Annotated in this window: 24 protein-coding genes; 11 read left to right on the top strand and 13 right to left on the bottom strand. The window is 68.6% G+C overall.

Going from position 1 to position 21199, the window contains the following annotated elements; genetic code table 11:
- Window positions 1–117: 117 nt before the first annotated feature.
- Complete coding sequence (locus VEC04_RS12365) at window positions 118–642, top strand: porin family protein (RefSeq protein WP_324777290.1); 525 nt, start codon at window positions 118–120, stop codon at window positions 640–642.
- A 180-nt stretch (window positions 643–822) separates the two neighbouring features.
- Window positions 823–1350 carry a porin family protein gene (locus VEC04_RS12360; protein ID WP_324777288.1) on the top strand — a complete coding sequence of 176 codons (528 nt, stop codon included), beginning with the start codon at window positions 823–825 and terminating at the stop codon, window positions 1348–1350.
- A gap of 71 nt (window positions 1351–1421) precedes the next feature.
- Here the strand turns inward: VEC04_RS12360 and VEC04_RS12355 are convergent, their stop codons facing one another.
- On the bottom strand, window positions 1422–1685 hold the full coding sequence (locus VEC04_RS12355; RefSeq protein ID WP_324777286.1) for a hypothetical protein: 264 nt from the start codon (window positions 1683–1685) through the stop codon (window positions 1422–1424).
- 131 nt (window positions 1686–1816) lie between these two features.
- On the opposite strand from VEC04_RS12355, the gene VEC04_RS12350 reads away from it, so the two are divergent.
- Entirely contained in the window at window positions 1817–2299 is a 483-nt protein-coding gene (locus tag VEC04_RS12350; RefSeq protein ID WP_324777284.1) for a hypothetical protein, read from the top strand.
- 3 nt (window positions 2300–2302) lie between these two features.
- On the opposite strand, the gene ychF is transcribed toward VEC04_RS12350, so the two are convergent.
- From ychF to VEC04_RS12315, 7 genes are all read right to left on the bottom strand, one after another.
- The gene (ychF, locus tag VEC04_RS12345) at window positions 2303–3400 is read right to left on the bottom strand and encodes a redox-regulated ATPase YchF (RefSeq protein WP_324777282.1); all 1098 of its coding nucleotides are present in this window, start codon (window positions 3398–3400) and stop codon (window positions 2303–2305) included.
- Window positions 3401–3472: 72 nt separating this feature from the next.
- Window positions 3473–3949: a copper chaperone PCu(A)C gene (locus tag VEC04_RS12340; protein WP_324777280.1), complete on the bottom strand. Its 477-nt coding sequence runs from the start codon at window positions 3947–3949 to the stop codon at window positions 3473–3475.
- A gap of 75 nt (window positions 3950–4024) precedes the next feature.
- Window positions 4025–4645: an aminoacyl-tRNA hydrolase gene (pth, locus tag VEC04_RS12335; protein ID WP_324777278.1), complete on the bottom strand. Its 621-nt coding sequence runs from the start codon at window positions 4643–4645 to the stop codon at window positions 4025–4027.
- A 76-nt stretch (window positions 4646–4721) separates the two neighbouring features.
- Window positions 4722–5402, bottom strand: coding sequence for a 50S ribosomal protein L25/general stress protein Ctc (locus tag VEC04_RS12330; protein WP_324777276.1), 681 nt, complete (start codon window positions 5400–5402; stop codon window positions 4722–4724).
- A gap of 142 nt (window positions 5403–5544) precedes the next feature.
- Window positions 5545–6639, bottom strand: a complete 1095-nt coding sequence (locus tag VEC04_RS12325) for a hypothetical protein (protein ID WP_324777274.1) — start codon at window positions 6637–6639, stop codon at window positions 5545–5547.
- 131 nt (window positions 6640–6770) lie between these two features.
- Window positions 6771–7976 carry a hypothetical protein gene (locus VEC04_RS12320; RefSeq protein WP_324777272.1) on the bottom strand — a complete coding sequence of 402 codons (1206 nt, stop codon included), beginning with the start codon at window positions 7974–7976 and terminating at the stop codon, window positions 6771–6773.
- An 82-nt stretch (window positions 7977–8058) separates the two neighbouring features.
- Window positions 8059–8994, bottom strand: coding sequence for a ribose-phosphate pyrophosphokinase (locus VEC04_RS12315; protein WP_324777270.1), 936 nt, complete (start codon window positions 8992–8994; stop codon window positions 8059–8061).
- Window positions 8995–9197: 203 nt separating this feature from the next.
- Between VEC04_RS12315 and VEC04_RS12310 the strand changes: the two genes are divergently transcribed.
- Window positions 9198–10058 (top strand): outer membrane protein assembly factor BamD, encoded by an 861-nt coding sequence (locus VEC04_RS12310; RefSeq protein WP_324777268.1) that lies wholly within the window; start codon window positions 9198–9200, stop codon window positions 10056–10058.
- A gap of 90 nt (window positions 10059–10148) precedes the next feature.
- Window positions 10149–11849, top strand: coding sequence for a DNA repair protein RecN (gene recN, locus VEC04_RS12305; protein ID WP_324777266.1), 1701 nt, complete (start codon window positions 10149–10151; stop codon window positions 11847–11849).
- Here recN and VEC04_RS12300 read toward each other — a convergent pair.
- The 4 genes from VEC04_RS12300 to VEC04_RS12285 form a co-directional block, all read right to left on the bottom strand.
- A complete protein-coding gene (locus VEC04_RS12300) occupies window positions 11846–12751 on the bottom strand; it encodes a cobalamin biosynthesis protein CbiG (RefSeq protein ID WP_324777264.1) in 906 nt (301 codons plus the stop codon). The genes recN and VEC04_RS12300 overlap by 4 nt on opposite strands.
- 75 nt (window positions 12752–12826) lie before the next feature.
- Window positions 12827–13342, bottom strand: coding sequence for a hypothetical protein (locus VEC04_RS12295; protein ID WP_324777262.1), 516 nt, complete (start codon window positions 13340–13342; stop codon window positions 12827–12829).
- A gap of 2 nt (window positions 13343–13344) precedes the next feature.
- Complete coding sequence (locus tag VEC04_RS12290) at window positions 13345–14142, bottom strand: exodeoxyribonuclease III (RefSeq protein ID WP_324777260.1); 798 nt, start codon at window positions 14140–14142, stop codon at window positions 13345–13347.
- Window positions 14143–14243: 101 nt separating this feature from the next.
- A complete protein-coding gene (locus VEC04_RS12285) occupies window positions 14244–15239 on the bottom strand; it encodes a hypothetical protein (protein ID WP_324777258.1) in 996 nt (331 codons plus the stop codon).
- Window positions 15240–15377: 138 nt separating this feature from the next.
- On the opposite strand from VEC04_RS12285, the gene VEC04_RS12280 reads away from it, so the two are divergent.
- The 6 genes from VEC04_RS12280 to VEC04_RS12255 are packed head-to-tail and all read left to right on the top strand — an operon-like array spanning window position 15378 to window position 20253.
- Window positions 15378–16469: an MBL fold metallo-hydrolase gene (locus VEC04_RS12280; protein WP_324777256.1), complete on the top strand. Its 1092-nt coding sequence runs from the start codon at window positions 15378–15380 to the stop codon at window positions 16467–16469.
- Complete coding sequence (locus tag VEC04_RS12275) at window positions 16466–17239, top strand: enoyl-CoA hydratase (RefSeq protein WP_324777254.1); 774 nt, start codon at window positions 16466–16468, stop codon at window positions 17237–17239. The genes VEC04_RS12280 and VEC04_RS12275 overlap by 4 nt, the downstream gene beginning before the upstream one ends.
- A 34-nt stretch (window positions 17240–17273) precedes the next feature.
- Entirely contained in the window at window positions 17274–17756 is a 483-nt protein-coding gene (locus VEC04_RS12270; RefSeq protein WP_324777252.1) for an N-acetyltransferase, read from the top strand.
- Between the two features lie 57 nt (window positions 17757–17813).
- Window positions 17814–18377, top strand: a complete 564-nt coding sequence (locus VEC04_RS12265; protein WP_324777250.1) for a DUF1285 domain-containing protein — start codon at window positions 17814–17816, stop codon at window positions 18375–18377.
- Window positions 18374–19036 (top strand): CoA pyrophosphatase, encoded by a 663-nt coding sequence (locus VEC04_RS12260; protein ID WP_324777248.1) that lies wholly within the window; start codon window positions 18374–18376, stop codon window positions 19034–19036. The genes VEC04_RS12265 and VEC04_RS12260 overlap by 4 nt, the downstream gene beginning before the upstream one ends.
- Complete coding sequence (locus VEC04_RS12255) at window positions 19033–20253, top strand: CCA tRNA nucleotidyltransferase (protein ID WP_324777246.1); 1221 nt, start codon at window positions 19033–19035, stop codon at window positions 20251–20253. Before VEC04_RS12260 ends, VEC04_RS12255 begins: the two co-directional genes overlap by 4 nt.
- Here the strand turns inward: VEC04_RS12255 and VEC04_RS12250 are convergent.
- Window positions 20234–21103 carry an endonuclease/exonuclease/phosphatase family protein gene (locus VEC04_RS12250; protein WP_324777244.1) on the bottom strand — a complete coding sequence of 290 codons (870 nt, stop codon included), beginning with the start codon at window positions 21101–21103 and terminating at the stop codon, window positions 20234–20236. The two genes, VEC04_RS12255 and VEC04_RS12250, sit on opposite strands and share 20 nt — an antisense overlap.
- Window positions 21104–21199: the final 96 nt, after the last annotated feature.

The raw sequence follows: 21199 nt of genomic DNA, 5'->3' as shown, positions 1-21199 counted from the left end.
TGCACAGTCCAGGTATAGTCGTGGCGGTTGCTGGAACGCCTTCGACCACGACCCATTTGTGTCCCGCTGGATGGGGCTGGTCACCGCAGAAGTGACCACATCTAGAGGATGCAAAAAATGCGTAACGTTCTTCTCGCGACTACTGCCCTTACTCTTCTCACCGCCCCGGCCATGGCGCAAGACCACGGGCCGGTGACCGGATCGCTCGGTTACACCCAACTGGACGGCGATGACGGCGACCTCGGTGCGATCACCGGCCGGATCGGCTATGATTTCACCCGCAACTTCGGCGTCGAGGGCGAGGCCTCGGTCGGCGTCAAGGACGGGGAAGTCATGTTCGGCGGCGTCAACACGACGCTTGAGCACGAGTACGACGCGGCCATCTACGGCGTCGCCAAACTACCCGTGAGTGAGAATTTCGAGCTCTTCGGCCGCGTCGGCTACGGCACTACCGAGGTGAAGGCCTCCACGGCCGGCTTCGCCGCCACCGAGGACGGCGAGAGCCTCAACTACGGCGTTGGCGCCAACTACTTCTTCGACGGCCGCAACGGCATCCGCGCCGACTGGACCCGTCGCGACTTCCAGGAGGACAACGGCGGCGAACTGGACACCTACGGTGTCAGTTACGTCCGCCGCTTCTGACCGCGTCAGGCCCGCGACCCCGGTCGCGGGCCTTCGACCTGCATAACGGCGTGTGTGCTCCGGCAGCTACAGCAACGCTTATGTCCTCGCCCGATGACTTGTAACGGTGAAGGTGGCTCCACACCTCCGTCGTTAGGGGGGCGTGGTGGCGAAAGCCACTTTTCTGGAGCCAACAAGCACATGCGTAACCTGCTAATCGCAACCGCCGCCCTGTCCGCGTTCGCCGCCCCGGGGGCGATGGCGCAGAGCGTCTCGGCGCCGCAAATCTACGGCACGCTCGGCTACAGCCAGCTCGACGCCGAAGGGCTCGACTTCGGTGCCGTGACCGGTCGGCTCGGGGCCAAATTCACCCCGCACCTCGGCATCGAAGGCGAGGCGTCCTTCGGCGTCACCGACGAGGAGGTCGCCCTCGGCATCCCCGGCACGACCATCGAGCAGAAGTACGATGTGGGCGCCTACGTCGTCGGCTATTTGCCGATCAACTCAAGCCTCGAACTGTTCGGCCGCGTCGGCTACGGCACGACGGAGTTCGAGGCCACCGCCACTGGCGTCACCACGGACGAGTCGTTCGACGGCCTCGCCTACGGCGCCGGGGGGAACTGGTTCTTCGACGAAAACAACGGCGTCCGCGCCGACTGGACCCGCCGCGATTTCGGAGACGACGGAGAAGCCGATGTCTGGTCGCTCAGCTACATCCGCCGCTTCTGATCCCTCGTCCTGAACGACGAAGGCCCGCGGCTATGGCCGCGGGCCTTTTCGCTGGCTGAAAACAGGATGGCTCAGGCCACGCCCGGCTGCAGAGCCCAGCGCATCGATCCTTCGCCGAACGGCTTGAAGAACAGGTCGCGATAGCGTTCGAATACCTCGACGATCCGGTTGGCCAGATCCTGGGCGACGGTCTCGCCCCGCTGTCGCTTCATGGCGGCGACGCACTGGACCACGTCCTTCTGATGCGCGGAACCGCCCATGCGCTTGAGCACCGCGGCGACGTCCTGCGCCAGCGGATCGATCTGCGCTGCCCATGGATTAGTGTTCTGAGTCATCCGGGACACCCCCTTGTTCTCGACACAGGGGAACCGGTCGCAAATACTGGCGAGGGATGCAAGCGTGACCGCGAATTCGTGATCGGAGCGAAGGCGGCGGAGCCGACACGTCCTGTGAGCGTTTTTAGCTCATGACACGGACCTGCCTGAGCCTGTTGGCCGCCCTGCTCGCCGTCGCCGCCTGTGATCGCCCGGAGCCCAATCCGGCGACCGATCCGGCCGAGCCCGTCGACACGCCTGAAGCCGCGGCACCGCCTGCCGCGCCGCCGCCCGGTTCGGGCACGATCCAGCCCGGCGCCGGCCCGCGTAGCTTCGTCGGCCGCTGGGCCGCTGACGTCTCCTGGTGTCCGAACACGACAGGACCCGAACAGCCGATCGAGATCACGACCACCCGTTTCGAGGGCTACGAGAACAGCTGCGCCATCGCCTCGATCGATCAGGTCGCCGACGGCTACGAAGCCACCCTGACCTGCACGGCCGAAGGGGTGGTCTCCAGCGAGCGGGTGCGCATGGCGGTGGCGGGCCAGGCTCTGCGCCTGACGTGGCTGAACCGTGACAACGCAGTGGTCACCCTGACGAAATGCACCACGCTGGAGGACACTCCGGCCGGCTAGGTCTCAGCCGTTGAACAGGAAATGCATCACGTCGCCGTCCTTGACGACGTAGCTCTTGCCCTCGGCCCGCATCTTCCCGGCCTCCTTCGCCCCCTGCTCACCCTTCAGGGCGACGTAATCAGGATAGGCGATGGTTTCGGCGCGGATGAAACCCTTCTCGAAGTCGGTATGGATCACGCCGGCCGCCTGCGGCGCGGTTGCGCCGATCGGAATGGTCCAGGCCCGCGCTTCCTTGGGGCCGACCGTGAAATAGGTCTGCAGGCCCAGGAGGGCGTAGGCTTCACGGATGAGGCGGTTCAGGCCCGGCTCCTCCAGGCCCATGCTCTCCAGGAACTCCGCCTGCTCGGCGGGATCGAGCACCGCCAGTTCGGAATCGATCTTCGCCGAAATGATCACGGCCTTGGCGTTGTCGGCGGCGGCGCGCTTCGCGACCAGATCCGACAGCTCATTGCCCTTGTCGGCCGACGCCTCGTCGACGTTGGCGACGTAGAGGGCCGGCAGGGAGGTCAGCAGCTGCAGCATGTGCCACGCCTTCTGGTCCTCCTTGTCGACCTGCACCACGCGGGCCGGCTTGCCGGCGCGCAGGGGCGTCAGGGCCATGTTGATCAGGCGCAGCGTCTGCTGCGCCTCCTTGTCGCCGCCCTTGGCCCGCTTCTCGACGTTGACGACCCGCTTCTCGAGACTTTCGAGATCGGCCAGCATCAGCTCGGTTTCGATGATTTCCAGATCCGAGACCGGATCGATGCGGTTTTCGACATGGGTGATGTCGTCGTCGACGAAGCATCGCGCCACGAAGGCGACGGCGTCGCAGTCTCGGATGTTGGCCAGGAACTGGTTGCCCAAGCCCTCGCCCCGGGAGGCGCCGCGCACCAGACCGGCGATGTCGACGAAGGTGATGCGCGAGGGGATGATTTCCTTCGAGCCCGCGATCTGCGCCAGCACGTCGAGGCGAGGCTCGGGCACGGCCACGTCGCCGGTGTTCGGCTCAATGGTGCAGAAGGGATAGTTGGCCGCCTGGGCCGCCGCCGTCTTCGTGAGGGCGTTAAAGAGGGTGGACTTGCCGACGTTAGGCAGGCCGACGATCGCGACTTTCAGAGCCATGGGGGCTGAGTTTTCCTTGGTGAGCGCAAGCCTTTAGCGGGTCGCGGCCGGTTTGTCAGGCCAGAGCCGCGCTCAGTGCGCCGCGTGGCCGGAGTCGGTCAGAGCCGGCTGGCCGACCGCCGCCGCGACCTCGACCGGTGCCGCCGAGGCGAAGGTCAGCGTCAGCGGCACGGTGTCGCCCGCCTTCAGCGGCTCGGTCACGGCCAGCAGCATGATGTGGTTGCCGCCAGGCTTCAGCTCGACCGTCTGGCCCGCGGGGAGGGGCAGGCCCTCCTTGAGCTCATGCATCATCATCATGTTGCTCTCCATCCGGCTCTCGTGAACCTGGGCGCGGCCCGCGATGGAGCTGGAGACGCTCACGAGCCTGTCGTCTGCTGCAGCAGTGAGGGTCAGGTAGCAGCCGGTGGTCTGGCGCCCGACCGGCGTCGGACGGCACAAGGCGCCCGAAACCTGCACCGTCCCGGCGGCATCGCCTTGCCTTGCGGCCTCGCCCTGAGAGCAGGCGGTCAACGCCAGCGAGGCGAGGACGATCGTGAGGGCGCGGGACATGGGGAGAACCTTCCGAGGGGTGGCGCGGTCTATCGTTCGCCGTGCCCGTCGGCAAGGCGGCCGGCTGTCACAGGCTCAACCGTCGCCTCTCGCCGCCTGCCGGGGACTGAATTTCGGCGCTGGGGCCAGTCGCATGACTTCGGCCTGGTAGCGGTCGTCGTCCCCCGCGATGGCGAAGGGCAGTGCGTCGGCGACCGCACCCAGCAGAGCCTCCAGCCACGGCTGGTCGGCCTTGTGGAAGTCGCTGAGGACATAGCCGTGCACCAGCTGGGGCTCACCGGGGTGCCCCACGCCCATGCGTCCCCGGCGGAAGTCGGGCCCAAGCTGACTGATGAGCGATCTCACGCCGTTCTGGCCCGCCGCCCCGCCGCCTGCCTTCATCCGGAAGCGGCCCGGCGCCAGATCGATCTCGTCGTGGAAGGCGATCACGTCTGATGGATCGACCTTGTAGAAGCGCGCCGCCTCAGCGACCGCCCGGCCGCTCTCGTTCATGTAGGTCTGCGGCTTCATCAGCAGGACGCGCTCGCGGCCTGAGGAGGTCTCGACCTCCCCTTCGCGGATCACCGACTGGAATTTGGCGCGCTCGGGTCCGAACGACCAGCGGCGGGCGATCTCGTCGGCGGCCATGAAGCCGATGTTGTGGCGGTTGCCCTGGTATTTCGGGCCCGGATTGCCGAGGCCGGCGATGATGATCATGGCGGGTTCCGGAAAAGGAAACGGCCCCGTCCGTCGCCGGATGGGGCCGTTCCAGTAGCAGCTTGTCGCGGGAGGATCAGCCCTCGGCGGTGTCTTCCGCGGCTTCAGCTTCGTCAGCGGCACCCTGTTCCGTCGCTTCGACGTCGGCGGCGACCTCGGCGTCGTGGGCTTCGTCAGCGGCGGCCGAGATGGCGGCCGAAGAGGTCTTGATGGAGGCGATCACGAAGTCGCGGTCGGTGATGGTCGGCTCGACGTCGCCGGTGCCCTTCAGGTCGGTCCAGCGGATGGTGTCGCCCAGCTTGTGACCGGCCAGATCGACGATCAGGTCTTCTGGAATGTGGTCGGCGCGGACCTTCACCTCGACCGAGTGACGGACGATTTCCAGCGAGCCGCCCTGACGGAAGGCTTCGCACTGATCCTGGTTGATGAAGTGCACGGGCACTTCGATCTTGATGGTCTGCGTCGCGTCGACCCGCATCAGATCGAAGTGCAGCGGGCGGTCCGACACCGGGTCGAACTGCACGTCGCGCGCGATGACCGGCTGGGTCTCGTCGCCGTACTTCAGCGTCACCAAGTGGCCCAACAGCTTGCCGGTGTAGAGCGACTTGCGGAAATCGCGCTCGTTCACCGAGATGGCGACGGGGGCCTTGTCGCCGCCGTACAGCACGCCCGGGACCATGCCCGCACGACGCGCGGCGCGGGCGCCGCCGGTGCCGACGCCGTCACGGACATCAACGTTCAGAATGATCTCGGCCATCTGGCTCGCCTCAACAACAGAAACGCCGCGCTGACTAATCGCCCGCGCGGCGGGGTCCTCGAACCCTCGAATTCAAGAGCGCGGGCTATTACACGCAGACGCCCGGGGACGCAACCGTCTGGACGCCCGGATTGCGCGCGGATCAGCCGTCGCTGTTCAGGGCCGCCGTCGCCGAGGCCGAGGCAGCCGCGGCCCCGGCGGCGACCGGGGTCTGAACGGGAGCCGGCTCGGAGCCTGCCACCTCGGTGGTCGGCGCCGCGATCGGAGCGGGCGTGATGTTCTGCGCCGTGCAGACAGCCAGGTCCCGGGCGACATGGCGGCCGACACAGAAGATGTCTTCATAGCTGGGGCGCGACGCGGCCAGACACTGGAACAGCATCAGCTTCGACATGTTCAGGCAGAACTCGCTGTTCTGCTCGACCGTCAGAGCCTCGGTGTTGGCGCGGGCGTCCTCGCCTCCGGCGCCCAGGGCGGCCAGCGCGGCCAGCGCGAGTGAACGCACCACCGCCGGCGTGTACGGCGGGCCGGAGCGGGCCGAGGTTACGCCAAGGCCCGAACCGCTGTTGGCGGCGGCGAACAGCCGGGCCGATTCCTCGGCCGAGGGCAGCATCTGGACCGCCGAGAGCGCCTTGGCGCCCTGCAGCCGGGTATCGCGGTCGGCGATGTGGACGGTGGCCCAGCGACGGCGCGGGTCGGAACGGCCCTGGATCGTGTAGGCGTCTTCCTCGACCGCATCCGCGATGGCCAGCATGGCGGCGGAATCCTTCCCGATGGCCTCGACGATCAGACCGGCCGCCGCCTCGGCGCCGGGCAGGGTGGCGGCATAGGCCGGGTCCGCGATGATCCTGGCGACCATTTCCTGCCGGACCGTCGGATCCACGGCGTAGGTGCGGACGCCCTGAACGAATTCGGGAGACTGAAGGGCGAGGATCGAGCCATAGGCGATCATGCCGCGGGACAGCTGCGCGGGCTCATACGACGCGCCCTTGCGAATGGCGGCCTGGATCGATTCGGCGTTCGGGAAGCCGGCTTCGATGGTGCCCACGTCTCGCATGAAGGCCACGTAGATCGAGGCCGCCTGCGCGACTCCTTCGTTCAGGCTGAGAGCCGGAGGCGGCGGCGGAGGCGGCGGCGGGGCGGGTTCGGGCTCCGGTTCTGGCGTGGCGCAGGCCGCGAGAACGGTTATCGCGGCGATTGCGGCCAGCGACAGGCCGCGGCGAAAACAAGCCTCAAGCATACGAAATCCCCACCCAGGACGCTCGGCGCCATCTTCCAGCGCCGGAACTTCGACCACTTATAACGCGGCCAAAGTGGTTCCACGAGCGTTAATGCCAGCTTGGCCGCAGCGTGAGGGGCGGGAAATTTCGATTATTCAGACGGGGCGCGGCCCGGCTCGGTGTTCAATCTTTCCGTTATCGACGGAGCCGGGCGCGGAGGAGCGGCCGGCGCGGGCCGCGATACCGCCGGCGCCGTCTCCCTCGGCGCCGGGGGCGGCGGGGTGATGATGATCGGCTCAGGCGTCGGGGCCCGTGTCTCGACAGGAACGACATCCGACACCGTGACGATCGGCGCCGGCATGGCCGCGCCCCGCGAGCAGGTCGCCAAGTCGCGGACGATGTGTCGGCCGAGGCAGAACATGTCCTCGTAGTTGGGTCGCGAGGCTGCGAGGCATTGGAAAAGGTTCAGCTTCGACATGCTGAGGCAGCCATGGCTGACGCGATCGAATTGCAGGGCGTCGGTATTGGCCGTGGCGTTGTCTCCCGCGTAGCCCAGGGCGGCGAGCGCGGCGAGCGCCAAGGCGTTCACCACCGCCGGCGGGTAGGGCGGCTTGCGTGGTTCCCCGCTGACCGCCAGCGCGCCGCCGCCGCTGTGGGCGGCCGCGAACAGACGCGACGCCTCCTGCGCGGACGGAAGCATCGTCTGGGCTGAGCGGACCTTGGCGGTTTCGAGCCGACCTTCGCGATTGGTGACCTCGGCGACGCCCCACGGCCGACGCGGGTCGTATGGCGCCTGGATTGCGTAGGCGTCGTTCTCGATCGAGTTCGCGGCCCGGCCCAGAGCGTTGATGTCGGCCGCCAGCGTCGACATCACGAGACCCGCGGCCGCCTCCGCGCCTGGCAACGTCGAGGCGTAGCTGGGATCGGCCACAATGCGGCCGACGAGTCTTTCGCGCGTCACCTGATCATCGGCGAGCGAACGAACGCCGGAGACGAACTCCGGAGACTGGAGAGCGAGGATCGATGCATAGGCCACCAGCCCGCGCGAAATCTGGCCGGGATCGTAGGCCGAGCCGCGTCGCAGCGCCGCCTGGATCTGTTCCGGATCAGTAAAACCGCCCTCGAGCGCGGCCATGTCACGGCTGAAGGCCATATAGACCGCCGCGGCGTCGGCCACGCCCTGGTTCAACCTGATGGGCGGCGGCGTTCGGGCGGCGATCGCCGCGGCTTCGGCGGCGGCGACGCGAGCCGCCTCAACCTCAGCCCGGGTCGGAGTGTCGGAAGCGCAGCCGGCCAGGAGGGCGGCGGCGGCGAGGGCGGCGGTGGACAAGCCGCAGCGTGAGAAAACCGGACGCATCAGGACTCCTCGGATTACCGGCGTCCAGCAACGCCCAACCTGACGGCGCAAATGGGGCAGCCGCCGATAGGGTTCCGTGAATCTAGTCGAAGAGCTTCGAGACGGATTCCTCGTTGGCGATGCGCCGGATGGCCTCGCCGATCAACGGAGCCACGGAAACCCGGCGGATTTTGGCGCAGGTCAGGACCTCATGGGGCTGTTCGATGGAGTCGGTGATGACCAACTCCTTCAGCGGACCGTCGGAAACCCGTTGCACGGCCGGTCCGGACAGGACGCCATGGCTGATGTAGGCCGAAACCTCCGTCGCGCCCTTGTCGATAAGGGCTTGGGCCGCATTCACGAGGGTGCCGCCGGAATCGACGATGTCGTCAAACAGGATGCACCGCCGCCCCTCGACGTCGCCGATGATGTTCATGACCTCGCTCTCGCCCGCCTTGGGCCGCCGCTTGTCGACAATGGCGAGATCGGCATCCAGCCGCTTGGCCAGCGATCGCGCCCGGACCACGCCGCCGACGTCCGGCGAGACGATCATCAGGTCGTCACCTTTGCGGTAATGCTCCTTGATGTCCTGCGCCAGAACCGGCGTGGCCAGCAGATTGTCCGTCGGAATGTCGAAGAAGCCCTGGATCTGACCGGCGTGCAGATCCATGGTCAGGACCCGATCCGCTCCGGCGCGGGTAATCAGATTCGCCACCAGCTTTGCCGAGATCGGCGTCCGACCGCCGGTCTTCCGGTCCTGCCGAGCATAGCCGAAATAGGGCATCACCGCCGTGATCCGCTTAGCCGAAGCCCGCACGAGGGCATCGGTGATGATCAGCAGCTCCATGAGGTTATCGTTGGCGGGATAGCTGGTCGACTGGATGACGAAGACGTCCTCGCCGCGGACGTTCTCCTCGATAACGGCGAACACCTCGTTGTCTGCGAATCGCTTCACGTCGGCCTTGGTCAGCGGCATGTCGAGATGGGCGGCGATGGCTTGGGACAGGGTCCGGTTGGAGTTGCCAGAGAGCAGCTTCATGTCCGGTCATCCTTTCGCCGTCATCGCCCGGCTGAGAATACCGCCGTCGCGCTGGCGCGCTTCATATCAGGGGACGGCTCCGCCACAAGCGCCGAGAGTCTTTTTGGCGGACTTCTTCCCGCATTGGCGCGGGGTTGTCGGCTGGTGTAGAGATCGCGTCACGTATCCGGGGGCGCCGATGGGTGGATGCCCGCCGGCCTGTCATGTTGAGGTCGTCCTTGCCTGCTTCCAAGTTTCGCGCCGGTCTGATCCTGGCGGCCGTGGCCGTCTCGGCCCTGACGATTTCCGCCTGCGGCAACCGGGGCAACCGCCCGCGTCTCGCCTACGAGGAGCGGCCGGTCGAGGCCCTCTACAACACTGGCTACCAGCGTCTGGAAAGCCGGCGCTGGGGCGACGCCATCGACTATTTCCAGGAGGTCGAGCGCCAGCATCCGTATTCGGAGTGGTCACGGCGCGCGATCCTGATGCAGATCTACGCCCACTATCAGAGCAACGACTACGCCGAGGCGATCGCCGCCTCGGATCGCTTCATCCAGCTGTTCCCGGGCAATCCGAGCGCGCCCTACGCCTTTTACATGAAGGCCCTGTCCAACTTCGAGCAGATCACCGACGTCGGCCGCGACCAAGGTTATGCACAGGCGGCGCTGGACGGCCTGCGTGATGTGGCCCGCCGCTATCCCGGCACTCCCTACGCCATCGACGCCACGGTCAAGATCGACATGGTCAACGACCAACTGGCGGGCAAGGAGATGGAGATCGGCCGGTATTACCAGCGCGCCGGCCAGCCGCTGGCGGCGCTGAACCGGTACAAGACCGTCATCGACAACGAGTCCTACCAGCGCACCTCGCACACGCCGGAGGCTCTCTACCGCCTGGTCGAAGTCAATCTGCAGCTCGGGCTGAAGGAAGAGGCGACCCGCAACGGCGCAGTGCTGGGCCACAACTACCCGGGAAGCCCGTGGTACGCCGAGGCCTACGCCCTGCTGACCGAGCAAGGCCGCCAGCCCGATGTCGCGCCCGAAGGCGAGCGTGAAAGCTGGCTGCGCCGTCTCATCCCGGGCTGACGTCCGTTTCTGACGCACAGGGCGGTTATCACGGGCGATCATCGCTAGACTGAGGGCCATGGCGAATCAGACCCGGACCACCGCGCCCTCATGCTGACCGCCCTTTCCATCCGCGACATCGTGCTGGTGGACGCGCTCGATCTCGAGGTCGAGGGCGGCCTGACGGTGCTGACCGGCGAGACCGGGGCGGGCAAGTCCATCATCCTCGACGCGCTGGGTCTGGCCTTGGGCGCCCGCGCCGACGCCGGTCTGGTCCGCAGCGGAGCGAAACAGGCTTCCGCCACCGCCGTCTTCACAGCGCCCGACGACCCGTTCCTGATCCAAATGATCTCGGAGCGCGGCTTCGAGGTCGCCGCCGGCGAGGAGTTGATCCTGCGGCGCACCTTGGCGGCCGACGGCCGCAGCCGCGCCTTCGTCAACGACCAGCCCGCCGGCGTGACGGCCCTGCGCGAGATCGGCCAGGCGCTGGTCGAGGTGCACGGCCAGCACGAGACCGTCGGTCTGCTGGACTGGAAGACCCACCGGGCCCTGCTCGACAACTACGGCGGCCTGCAGCCGCAGCTGGCGGGCGTCGCCGCCGCCGCCGAGCGGCTGAAGACCGCGGAGCGGGCTGTGGCCGATCTGAAGGCCGCCGCCGCCGCCGCCGCGGCCCATCGCGAGGAGCTGGAGCAGAACCTCGCCGACCTCGACGCGCTCGATCCGCGCGCCGATGAGGAAACCGAACTGGCCGGCGAGCGGGCTCTGCTCGGCGCGGCGGAGAAGGCCATCGCCGATCTGGCCGACGCCAGGACTTCGCTGGGTGGAGACAAGCTGTCGCGCAATCTGGCCGCCGCCCTCCGCGCCGTCGAGCACGCCCGCCAGCGGGCTGGGCAGGCGGGCACGGATCCCGAGCATCCACTGCTGAAGAAGCTGTCGGCGGCCGCCGAGGCCATCGATCGGACGCTGGTCGAGGCCGAGGAGGCTATCGCCTGCGTCGACGCCGCCGCGGACGCTTTCGATTTCGAACCGGGCCGGTTGGACAAGGCCGAGGAGCGGCTGTTCGCCCTGCGCGCCGCCGCCCGCAAGCTGAACGCCTCGGTCGAACTGCTGCCGACGCTGCGGGTCCGCTTCCGGGAACAGCTGAAGCTCATCGAGGACGGGGCCGAGGCGATCACCGCCGCCCAGCGCGCCGCCTCGGCCGCCCGCGAGGCCTATGACCTCGCCGCCATGCTCCTGACCTCCGCAAGGGAAGCGGCGGCTGATCGGCTGACCTCGGCCGTCATGGGCGAGCTGGGCCCGCTGAAGCTGGACCGCGCCCGTTTCCGGGTGGCGTTCGAACCGGTGGCGGATGGCCGGCGTGGACCGCTCGGCATCGAGACGGTACGGTTCGAGATCGCCACCAATGCCGGGACGCCCTTTGGGCCGCTGGACGCGATCGCGTCAGGCGGGGAGCTGGCCCGCTTCGCGCTCGCCATGAAGGCGGCGCTGGCGGAACGCGAGGATCAGCGTCAGCCGGTAATGATCTTCGACGAGGTTGATCAGGGTGTCGGCGGGGCCGTGGCCTCGGCCGTGGGCGCGCGGCTGCAGCGGCTGGCGCGGGGGGCGCAGGTTCTGGTGGTGACCCACAGCCCTCAGGTCGCCGCCCGTGGCCACGCCCATTGGAAGGTTCGCAAGGCTGATCACGCCGGGCTGACCACTACGACCGTCGATGCGCTCGATGAACCGGCGCGGCGTGAAGAGATCGCCCGCATGCTGTCCGGCGCGACCATCACCGACGAGGCGCGAGCCGCCGCCCGGGCCCTGATCGGCTAGGCGCCGAGAATCCAGCCTTCTTCCTGTTCGACCCGGGTGATCAGCGCGTCGTCTGCTCCTTTCGGCGGGGCGAAGGCTTTCGACAGGTCGCCGGTCTCATCCATTTTCGCCAAGGCCTCGGCGGTCGCGCGGACCTGCGCCTGATCCTTGAACTCGCCGGGGTTCGGCCGGCCATCGAACATCGAGGGCCAGACCTCGACCACCAGTGCGGACAGCGGTTCGACGTCGGCGGCGTCCAGAGCCCGCCAGCCCGTCCCGAACGGCCATACCGCTCCGGACGGCCCCAAGCTCTCCAGCAGGCGGCGCACGGCCGGGATGCCGACCAAGGTCTGGCCGCCGACGGCGCCCGCGCCATGCATCTGCCAGACGCTCTTGGGCTGGAGCCTGCCCTTGCGGACCGCGTCCTCGGTCGCACGGAATTCCGGGATGTCGGCCCCCGCGCCGGCCGGGGGCTTGGTCGTGGTCAGCCAACGCTGGGCCTGCTTAGCGGGCGCGCCCCACATCGGCCAGGCCTCGTCGGTCATCAGCCGGTTGATCTTGGCGGCCACCTGATAGCGGTTGTTGGTGTTGTCCGGCTTGTCGACGACGTTGGACGCGATAAATTTCCACATCGCCTGCCATGGTGTTCCGTTCAGCTTCAGCCGCTCCGCCGTTCCCGCCGGATAGCCGAAGTTGAAGTCGAACCCGATCAGCACCCGGTCGCCGCGCTTGCGGTGGTCGGCCAGCAGCGACGCCAGCAGTTTCTCGCCCTCGGCCCGCGTGGCGACGTTATGCGTCTCGGTATAGAGCCGGAAGCGCACGTCCCGCTTGGCCACGCCAATCCAGACCGACTGATCGCCGAGTTTCTTGCCCTCGGCGGCGGTCCAGTCAGCGATGATATAGGCGTCAAACAGGCGGGCCACGGCGGGCGCTCCGGAATACTCGGGCGGCAGGGATTGGGCGCTTCTAGCCTCCCGGCGGCGGAGGAGGAAGGGCGATCAGCCTTTCAGCAGCGCCTCAAGGTGCGACAGCCAGCGTCGACCCAGACGCAGAGCCTCGCCGGGCGAGCTGGTCTGGACCGGCAGGGTCGCATCCCACAGGGCGAGTTCGAACTCGGGGTGGCGGGCGTCGCCGAACATCAGCCTCAGGACGACCTGCTCCGCGTCCGGCGCGAGGATGTCGAGCGACTTCCGGGTCTCCCCACGGCGGACCCGTGCGACGACGTGGCCATCGACGATGATCTCACCGCCGTCGATTTCCTCGAAGGCGTAGACCAGCCCGGCGGCGCCCCGGTTCCAGAGCACGGCGATCTGGGCGCCGTCGAAGTCGAGGCCCGCGGCGCGACCCTCTGCGGGCGACAGCGCCTCCGCCTCCGGGATGGCGCCGAGGGACTTCAGAAGGGCTCGGCGCATTCGGCGCACGGGCTCCATCCACCAGGCCAGGACCAAGGCCGCAGTCGTCAGCGCCGCCGCCGCCAGCGCCACAAGCAGGATGACCCGGAGCGCCTCGGCCATGTCTAGTCTTCCAAATCGATCACGACCGGAACGTGGTCTGACGGTTTGTCCATGTCGCGGGCGTCGCGGTGGGTCTCGATCGATCGGAAACGGTCGGCCGCCTGCGGTGACAGCAGGTGGAAATCGATGCGGATGCCGTGGTCGCGCTGCCAGGCGCCCGCCTGATAGTCCCAGAAGGTAAAGGTCCCGGGCGGCTGGCCGCCCAGGTCTCCGGCGTCCGAAAGGCCGAGATGGCGCAGCGCCTGGAAAGCGGCCTGGCTCTGGGGCTGGAACAGGGCGTCGCCGACCCAAGCCGCGGGGTTTTTGGCGTCAGCCGGAGTGGGAATGACGTTGTAGTCGCCGCACAGGGTGAACGGCTCCTCCAGCGCCAGCAGATCGCGGGCATGGGCGTACAGCCGGTCGAACCAGGCCAGCTTGTAACCGAACTTCTCCGTGCCCACGGGATTGCCATTAGGCAGGTAGATGCAGCCGACCCGAACCGGCCGCGTCGCCTCTACGACGGCTTCGATGTAGCGGGCCTGTTCGCTCTCGGCCTCGTATCCGGACGCATCCACGCCGGGCAGTCCACGCCGCACGTCGGACAGCGGGTGTTTGGAAAGAATGGCGACGCCGTTGTAGCTCTTTTGGCCGTGGGTCTCGACGTTATAGCCGAGGCTCTCAAAGGCCTCCCGAGGGAATTTCTCGTCCACGCATTTGATTTCCTGGAGGCAGGCGACATCGGGCATCGCCGCCTCCAGCCAAGCCAGCACGGTCGGCAGGCGGGCGTTGACCGAGTTCACGTTCCAGGTGGCGATGCGCATCGGCCATGATTACGGCGCGTCGGGGGCCTCTGTGAAGCGCCGATCGCCCAAACAAAACGCCCCGGAGCGAACCCCGGGGCGTCGTGTTGATAATCCGCCCGTTACTGTTCGGTGGTCGCCGGAGCAGCGGCGGTCAGGGTGCAACCGCCGGCGATCGTCGCGGCCTCGGCGCAGGGGTGAACCCGCTGGGCCGTGAAGGTGTCGCCGACGCGGGCGAAATAGCCGTCGCCGGCGCCGCACTTCACCTCGTAGACTGTCAGGCCCTGGGCGTCGCGGCCGACCCGGCGGGCTTGCTGCACGTCACAGGCTGCGGCGTCGGTGCCGGCCAGGACGGTGCGCCATGCGCCAGTCGTTTCCGCGGCGGTGGAGTAGCGGCAGGTGTCCTGCTGCAACGCCAGGTCCCAGCAGGGCGTGGCCTGCCAGGCGCCGCCGGCGTTTTCGAGCCAGTAACCGTCGCGGTCTGCGCAGCCGATCTCATAGATGACGTTGCCGGCGGTACTCTTGCCGATGGCTGAGCCCTGGTCGACGGTGCAGTCGACGCCGGCGGCGCGGGCGTAGGCCGACAGGACCGGCACCGGATTCAAGTTGACCGGCAGGGTGCACTGCTGACCCACGTCGGCGGCGGGATCGCGCAAGCGCGTGGTCTCGGCCTGACCGGCCAGTTCGAGGCAGTTGAAGGTCTGCGGCGGCGTCGAGCTGACGGCGAGGTAGCCGGGTCCTTCGGCGCAGGTCGCTTCATAGGTCGAGTGCTGTTCGGCGGTGACTCCCAACAGGGTCGCTTCCGACACCTGGCAGCTGACGCCGGCGGTGGTCAGGATCGCCTGCGCCGCCGCCCTGTTCTCTTCCGGCGTGGCGGCGGGTGCAGGTTCAGCCTCCTGCTGGTTGCGATTGCGGTTGCGGCGATTCCCGCGCTCGTTGGCCCCGTCGCTCATCCGGCCGGGCAGGACGCGGTCTCCGCGGATGGTGCCGCTGGCGCGGTCGGAGACTTCGTCTCCCCCCCGCGTGTCCGGAGGATCCTGGGCCAGAACGGGCTGGGCCGCGAGCAGGGTCAGCGCCATCGCGCCGCCGATCAGCGCAAGCAACTTCTTGTGGAACACGGTGAAACTCCGGGAAGGGCAATCGTCGGGAAATCCTTGGCCGCCGGTTGTGGCGGGGTCAAGGCGACAGAGTCGAGGGTGCTGGACGGGCCTCCCGGCTTGGGCCTATCCTGCCTAAGTTGCGATTGGAGACGGACTTTGGCGGACGGCGTCGCATTGTCGGACAGCGGGAGGACGTCGCGCGAGGTGCGCGGCCTGATCTATCCGTTCGGCCCGCCGCCCGGGTCCGGCGAGGCTGTAGAAGTCGCGCCCGATATCCTCTGGATGCGGCTGGCGATGCCGATCGCCCTCAATCACATCAACGTCTACGCCGTCCGCGATGGTGAAGGCTGGGCGCTCGTGGACACGGGACTGGACCTGGCCGCGACACGCGAGGAATGGGAGCGCCTTCTGACCGGGCCGCTGGAAGACCGTCCTGTGACCCGGGTCATCTGCACCCACATGCATCCGGATCACATCGGACTGGCCGGCTGGCTGTGTGCGCGGTTCGAGGCGCCGCTCGAGATGGCACGGCTGGAATATGTCACCGCCCGGATGCTGCTGGCCGACACCGGACAGGCCGCACCGGAAGAAGGCGCGGTCTTCTATCGAGCGGCCGGCTGGGATGACGCGCAGGTCGAAGGCTATCGAACGGGGTACGGCCAGTTCGGGCGCTTCGTCTCGCCGATGCCGGCGGGGTTTGCGCGGATGCGCGAAGGCGGTCGGGTCTGGATCGGCGGTCAGGACTGGCGCGTCGTCGTCGGCGAAGGTCACAGTCCGGAGCACGCCTGCCTGTGGCGCGAAGCTGACGGGATCGTGCTGGGCGGGGACCAGATCCTGCCGAAAATCTCATCCAACGTCTCCGTCTGGCCGACGGAACCGGACGCCGACCCTCTGGGGGACTGGCTGGCCTCGCTGAAACGGATGAAGACCGTCTTCCCGGACGAGGTGCTGGTCCTGCCGTCCCACGGGGAGCCGTTCCGCGGCGTGCAGGCGCGTCTTGAGGCGCTGATCCGTGGGCACCTCGCAGCCCTGAAGCGGCTGGAGCGGACCTTGCGTACGCCCTGCCGGGCGGTCGATGTTTTTCCCGCCTTGTTCGCACGCCCGGTCGGCGACGGGGTGCGGAGCATGGCCACGGGCGAGAGCGTGGCGCACCTCAACTACCTGCTCCACCGGGGCCGCGCCTCCCGCAGCCGGGATGCCGACGGCGTGGACTGGTGGACCGCAAACAGACAGGGACCAGCGGCGTGACCGACCACATCCAGACAGAGTTCGCCGGCGGGGTCCTGACCGTGACGCTCGCCCGGCCCGAGAAGAAGAACGCGATCACCCAGGCCATGTACGCCGCCCTGTCGGACGCGGCGGAGCGGGCTCGTACAGACGATAGCGTGCGGGTGCTTCTGTTCCGCAGCCAGGGCGACAGCTTCTCGGCCGGAAACGATATCGCCGACTTCATCGCTCTCGGCTCGCGCGGTCAGCAGCCTCTGGACATGTCGGTGTTCCGCTTCCTCAAGGCGCTGGCGGACCTGGACAAGCCGGCGGTGGCGGCGGTGCGGGGGCGAGCGGTCGGCATCGGCCTGACGCTGCTGCTCCACTGCGACATGGTGGTGGTGGCGGAGGACGCCCTGTTGTCCGTACCCTTCATCAATCTCGCCCTCGCGCCCGAGGCGGCGTCCTCGATGCTGCTGCCGGCGGCGATCGGACACCGCCGGGCGTTCGAGATGTTCGCGCTCGGCGAACCCATCGACGGGCGGACAGCGGTGGCCTGGGGGCTCGCCAATCGTGCGGTCGCGGCTGATCAGGTCGAGGCGACGGCTGCCGAACTTGCCGGCAAATTGGCGGCCCGTGCGCCCAACTCGATCCGCAAGACGAAGAGGCTGATGCGCGACGCCGAGGCCCTGTGGGCGTTGATGCAGCGCGAGGGCGAGGCCTTTGGCAGCCAGATGTCGAGTCCGGAAGCGATGGAGGCTTTCATGGCCTTCAGCCAGAAACGCGCGCCCGATTTCTCGAAATCCGGTTGATTCGCCGGCGCGGGGCCCTTAGGTGCGCGCGCCCATGTCCGCCACGTCCGCCCCGTTTCCCGTTCCGCACATCGATGCGGAACTTCCCGCCGACGTCCTCGCAATTGAGGCGCTGGTGCTGGCCGCCTTCGGCCCGGGCCGCTTCGCTAAAACCGCCGAGCGCCTCCGCGAGCGCGCGACCGTGGCGGTTGGGTTCGTGGCGCGCGATGGCGCGACCTTGCTCGGCTCGGTGCGGCTATGGTCGATCACGGTGGGCGGCCGGCCCGCCCTGTTCCTCGGGCCGATCGCGGTCGCCGCTGACAACCGGAGGGCTGGCTTGGGAGCCGAGCTGGTGCAGGCCTGCCTGACCTGGGCCGCAGACGCGGGACGGGGCGTGCTGCTGGTCGGCGACGCCCCCTATTTCGGCCGCTTCGGCTTCGAGGCGGCGCCGGATGTGCGCCTGCCCGGTCCGGTCGATCCGCGGCGCGTTCTCTGGCGCGGTGAAAGCGCTGCGGCCGGAGCGGTCGTGCCGGCCTGACTTTGGAACGGCGGATAGAGGATTGCCAGCACGGCCGGGAACCTTAAGTCTGCATCCATGCCCGTCCCCGCCGACAGCAAGACTGGACTGGCCTCTGTCGCCGAGGCGGCGCAGCCGCCGGGCAGTGGCCTGCCCCCCGTGCACCTGTGGAACCCGGCCCATTGTGGCGACATCGATATCCTCATCCGGCGCGACGGGACGTGGCTGCACGAAAACTCGCCGATCAGCCGACCCGAACTCGTGCGCCTGTTCTCGACTGTGCTGCGCAAGGACCCCGACGGTTATTGCCTCGTCACCCCAGTCGAGAAGCTGACGATCCGGGTCGAGGATCTGCCGTTCCGGGCGGTTGCTGTGGCCGGGGTGGAAGGCACCCTGTCGTTCACGACGGATGTCGGCGATGTGGTCGAGGCCGGGCGGGATCACCCGATCCGGGTAGACACGGACCCTGTTACGGGCGAGCCGTCGCCCGCCCTGCACATCCGTGCGGATCTCTGGGCCCGCATCGTCCGGCCGGTGTTCTATGAGCTGGTTGAACGGGCGAAGGTCGAGGAGGACCGACTAGTGGTCCGCTCTCGCGGCGAGGCGTTCGCGCTCGGCCCGCCCGGAGCCGACGTCGCATGAGCCTCATCTCTCTGCGCCAGAGGCTTGTCGAACGGCTTTCACCGGCCTCGAGCTGGCGGCCGGATGGCGTTCCGTTGCGGTCCGATTTCGATCTGAACCCCGACACGGCCCGGCCCGGCCAGACGCTGCGGCCGGCGGCCGTGCTGGTTCCGGTCATTGCCCGGCCCGAAGGCGCGACGGTGCTGTTGACGCGCCGCTCCGACAGCCTCGCCAGTCACACGGGGCAGATCGCCTTCCCCGGCGGGCGGCTCGATCCCGGCGAAACCGCCGCCCAGGCCGCCCTTCGCGAGGCATGGGAAGAGGTGGCGCTGGCGCCCGACAGCGTCGAGGTGCTGGGGATCGGCGACGGGTACGAAACCGTCACCGGATTCTTGGTCACGCCCGTGGTCGGCTGGCTGACCGAATCGCCGGTGGTGTTCCCGTCGCCCGACGAGGTCGCCGAGGTGTTCGAGGCGCCGTGGGACTTCCTCATGGACCCGGCCAACCATCGCCGCGACTTCTATGATCCCGAAAGCGGCCCGCGGCGCTGGTTCTGGGCCATGCCGTGGCGCGAGCGCTACATCTGGGGCGCGACGGCCGCCATCGTACGGGCGCTGCGCGCGCGGCTCTACGGCGACGAGGGCGAAGCCGCCGCCGCCGTCGACGAAGACGCCGCGTGACGCACCGCCTCTCAGACCAGCCATGGCTGACCGCCGCAGCCACACGCGCCGTGATGGCCGCGCTTGAAGCCTCCGGAGGGCCGGGCTGCGCCCGTTTCGTCGGCGGCTGCGTGCGCAATGCCCTGATCGGGCGACCTGTGGCCGACATCGACATCGCCACCACCCTGAGGCCGGAAGAAACTGAGCGAGCCATCCGGGCGGCCGGGCTGAAGGCCGTCCCGACCGGCATCGCCCATGGCACGGTCACGGCCGTGGCGGAGCGCAGACCGTTCGAGATCACCACCCTGCGCCGCGATGTCTCGACTGACGGGCGCAACGCCACAGTGGCTTTCACCGGCGATTGGGCCGAGGACGCCGCCCGTCGCGACTTCCGCCTCAACGCCCTCTACGCCGACGCAGAGGGGCAGGTGTTTGATCCCACAGGGAAGGGCGTCGCTGACGCGCTGGCCGGTCGGATCGTCTTCGTCGGCGATCCCGAGACCCGCATCCGCGAGGACTTCCTGCGCGTCCTGCGCTTCTTCCGCTTCCACGCCTGGTACGGGCGCGGGGAGCCGGACGCCGCGGCGCTCGCCGCCTGCCGCGACCTCGCTCCCGGTATGAGCCGCCTTTCGGCGGAGCGGGTCTCCAGCGAGCTGATGAAGCTGCTGTCGGCGGAAAATCCCCGCGCCGCCGTGGCCGCCATGGCCGAGGCCGGCGTGCTCGCGCAGGTGTTGCCGGAGGCGCGCCTCACGCCCCTGTTCGAGGCCGCGGTCGTGCAGGGCGCCGAACCCGTGGTTCGGCTGATGATGCTGCTCCCGCCTGATGACGCCGTCGTCCGGGAAGCCTCCGCCCGGCTGCGCTTCCCCAACGCCACGCGCGACCGGTTGGTCCACGCCGCTCTGGTGCTCCCCGCCATCAGCCTGTCGATGACCGATCGGCAGGCTCGCTCCGCCCTGTATGGCCACGGCGCGCGGGCCTTCTCGGACGCGGTCCGCCGCCGGTGGGCCGAGGCTCCGGACCGGGCCGTCGACGCCCGAAGGCTGCTGGCGCTCGCGGAGGGCTGGACACGGCCGCCGTTGCCGGTCGGCGGACGGGATCTCGCCAGGCTGGGCGTCGAACCGGGTCCGGAGACCGGTCGCCTGCTCAAGGCCTTCGAGGAGGCGTGGGTCGCCGACGACTTCCCCGCCGCCGGGCACGCGGAGCGGTTGCGGGCCCTGGTCAGTCAGCAGCGCGGGTGAACTCCGTCACCACCGGGCGATGGTCGGAACCATTCGGGCGGCCAAGCCGACGGCGCACGAAGGCGAGATCCGGCGTGGCGTAGACCTGATCGATGGTCATGGCGAGTGCGGCGGGCGCGGCGGCAGGCCAGGTGCCGGGAAACCCCGGCGCCGGATGCAGGCCGAGGTCGCGCCTCACCTGCTTGCCAATGCGGGCGCTCGACACGCTGTTGAAGTCGCCCGCGACGACGACCGGCCCGGTCAGGCCATCGACCACCTTCTGCAGGCTTATGGTCTGGCTGATCTGGCCCCACTGTTCCTGGAAAGGCCACGGCCGGGTCAGATGAACGCCTACGATGTTCAACCGGCCCAACGGAGTCCGCGCCACGGCCGCGACTGCGTGAAGGCCATCGGGAGGGTCGGCCAGGGCCGTCAGTGGATAGCGGGAGCCGATCACCGACCGGGATGGCCCCCGTGTCTGGTCCATCCGCATCGAGGCGGCGCGATGGGGATAGCCTTCCAGCACCTCATCGATCCGGGTTGCGGCGTCGCGGCCGAGTTCGATCAGCACCACCACATCGGCGTCGGCCTCTTCGATCGAGGCGCGGATCGCGGCGACATCGTCGTTCAGATAGTAGAGATTGGCCGAGTACAGCCGCACGACCGGTGCGCGCGCATCGGCCTCCGGCCCGGCGGGAAACCACTGCGGGCCGACGGCTATCAGCAGGGCAAGGCACGCCGCCAGCCCGTGGAGGGCCGCGACCTTCAGCCGGGTCAGGAGCAGCAGCAGGCTCAACACCGCTGTCGCGACCAACGCCGGCGCGGTGAACTGGGCGAGGATATCGAACCAGCGATGGCCGATGCCGCCCACCGCAAAGAGTCCAAGGCCCAACGGCGCCGCCAGCGCGAGTCGGATCAGGACATCGACCCTGCCGGTGGGCGTCCAACGTCGCCGCCACCCTCGCAG

This window comes from Brevundimonas sp., assembly GCF_035626535.1.
In the GTDB taxonomy this organism is placed as follows: Bacteria; Pseudomonadota; Alphaproteobacteria; order Caulobacterales; family Caulobacteraceae; genus Brevundimonas.
The sequence above is the reverse complement of the archived record's forward strand: the minus strand, read 5'-3'. Positions and strand labels throughout refer to the sequence as shown.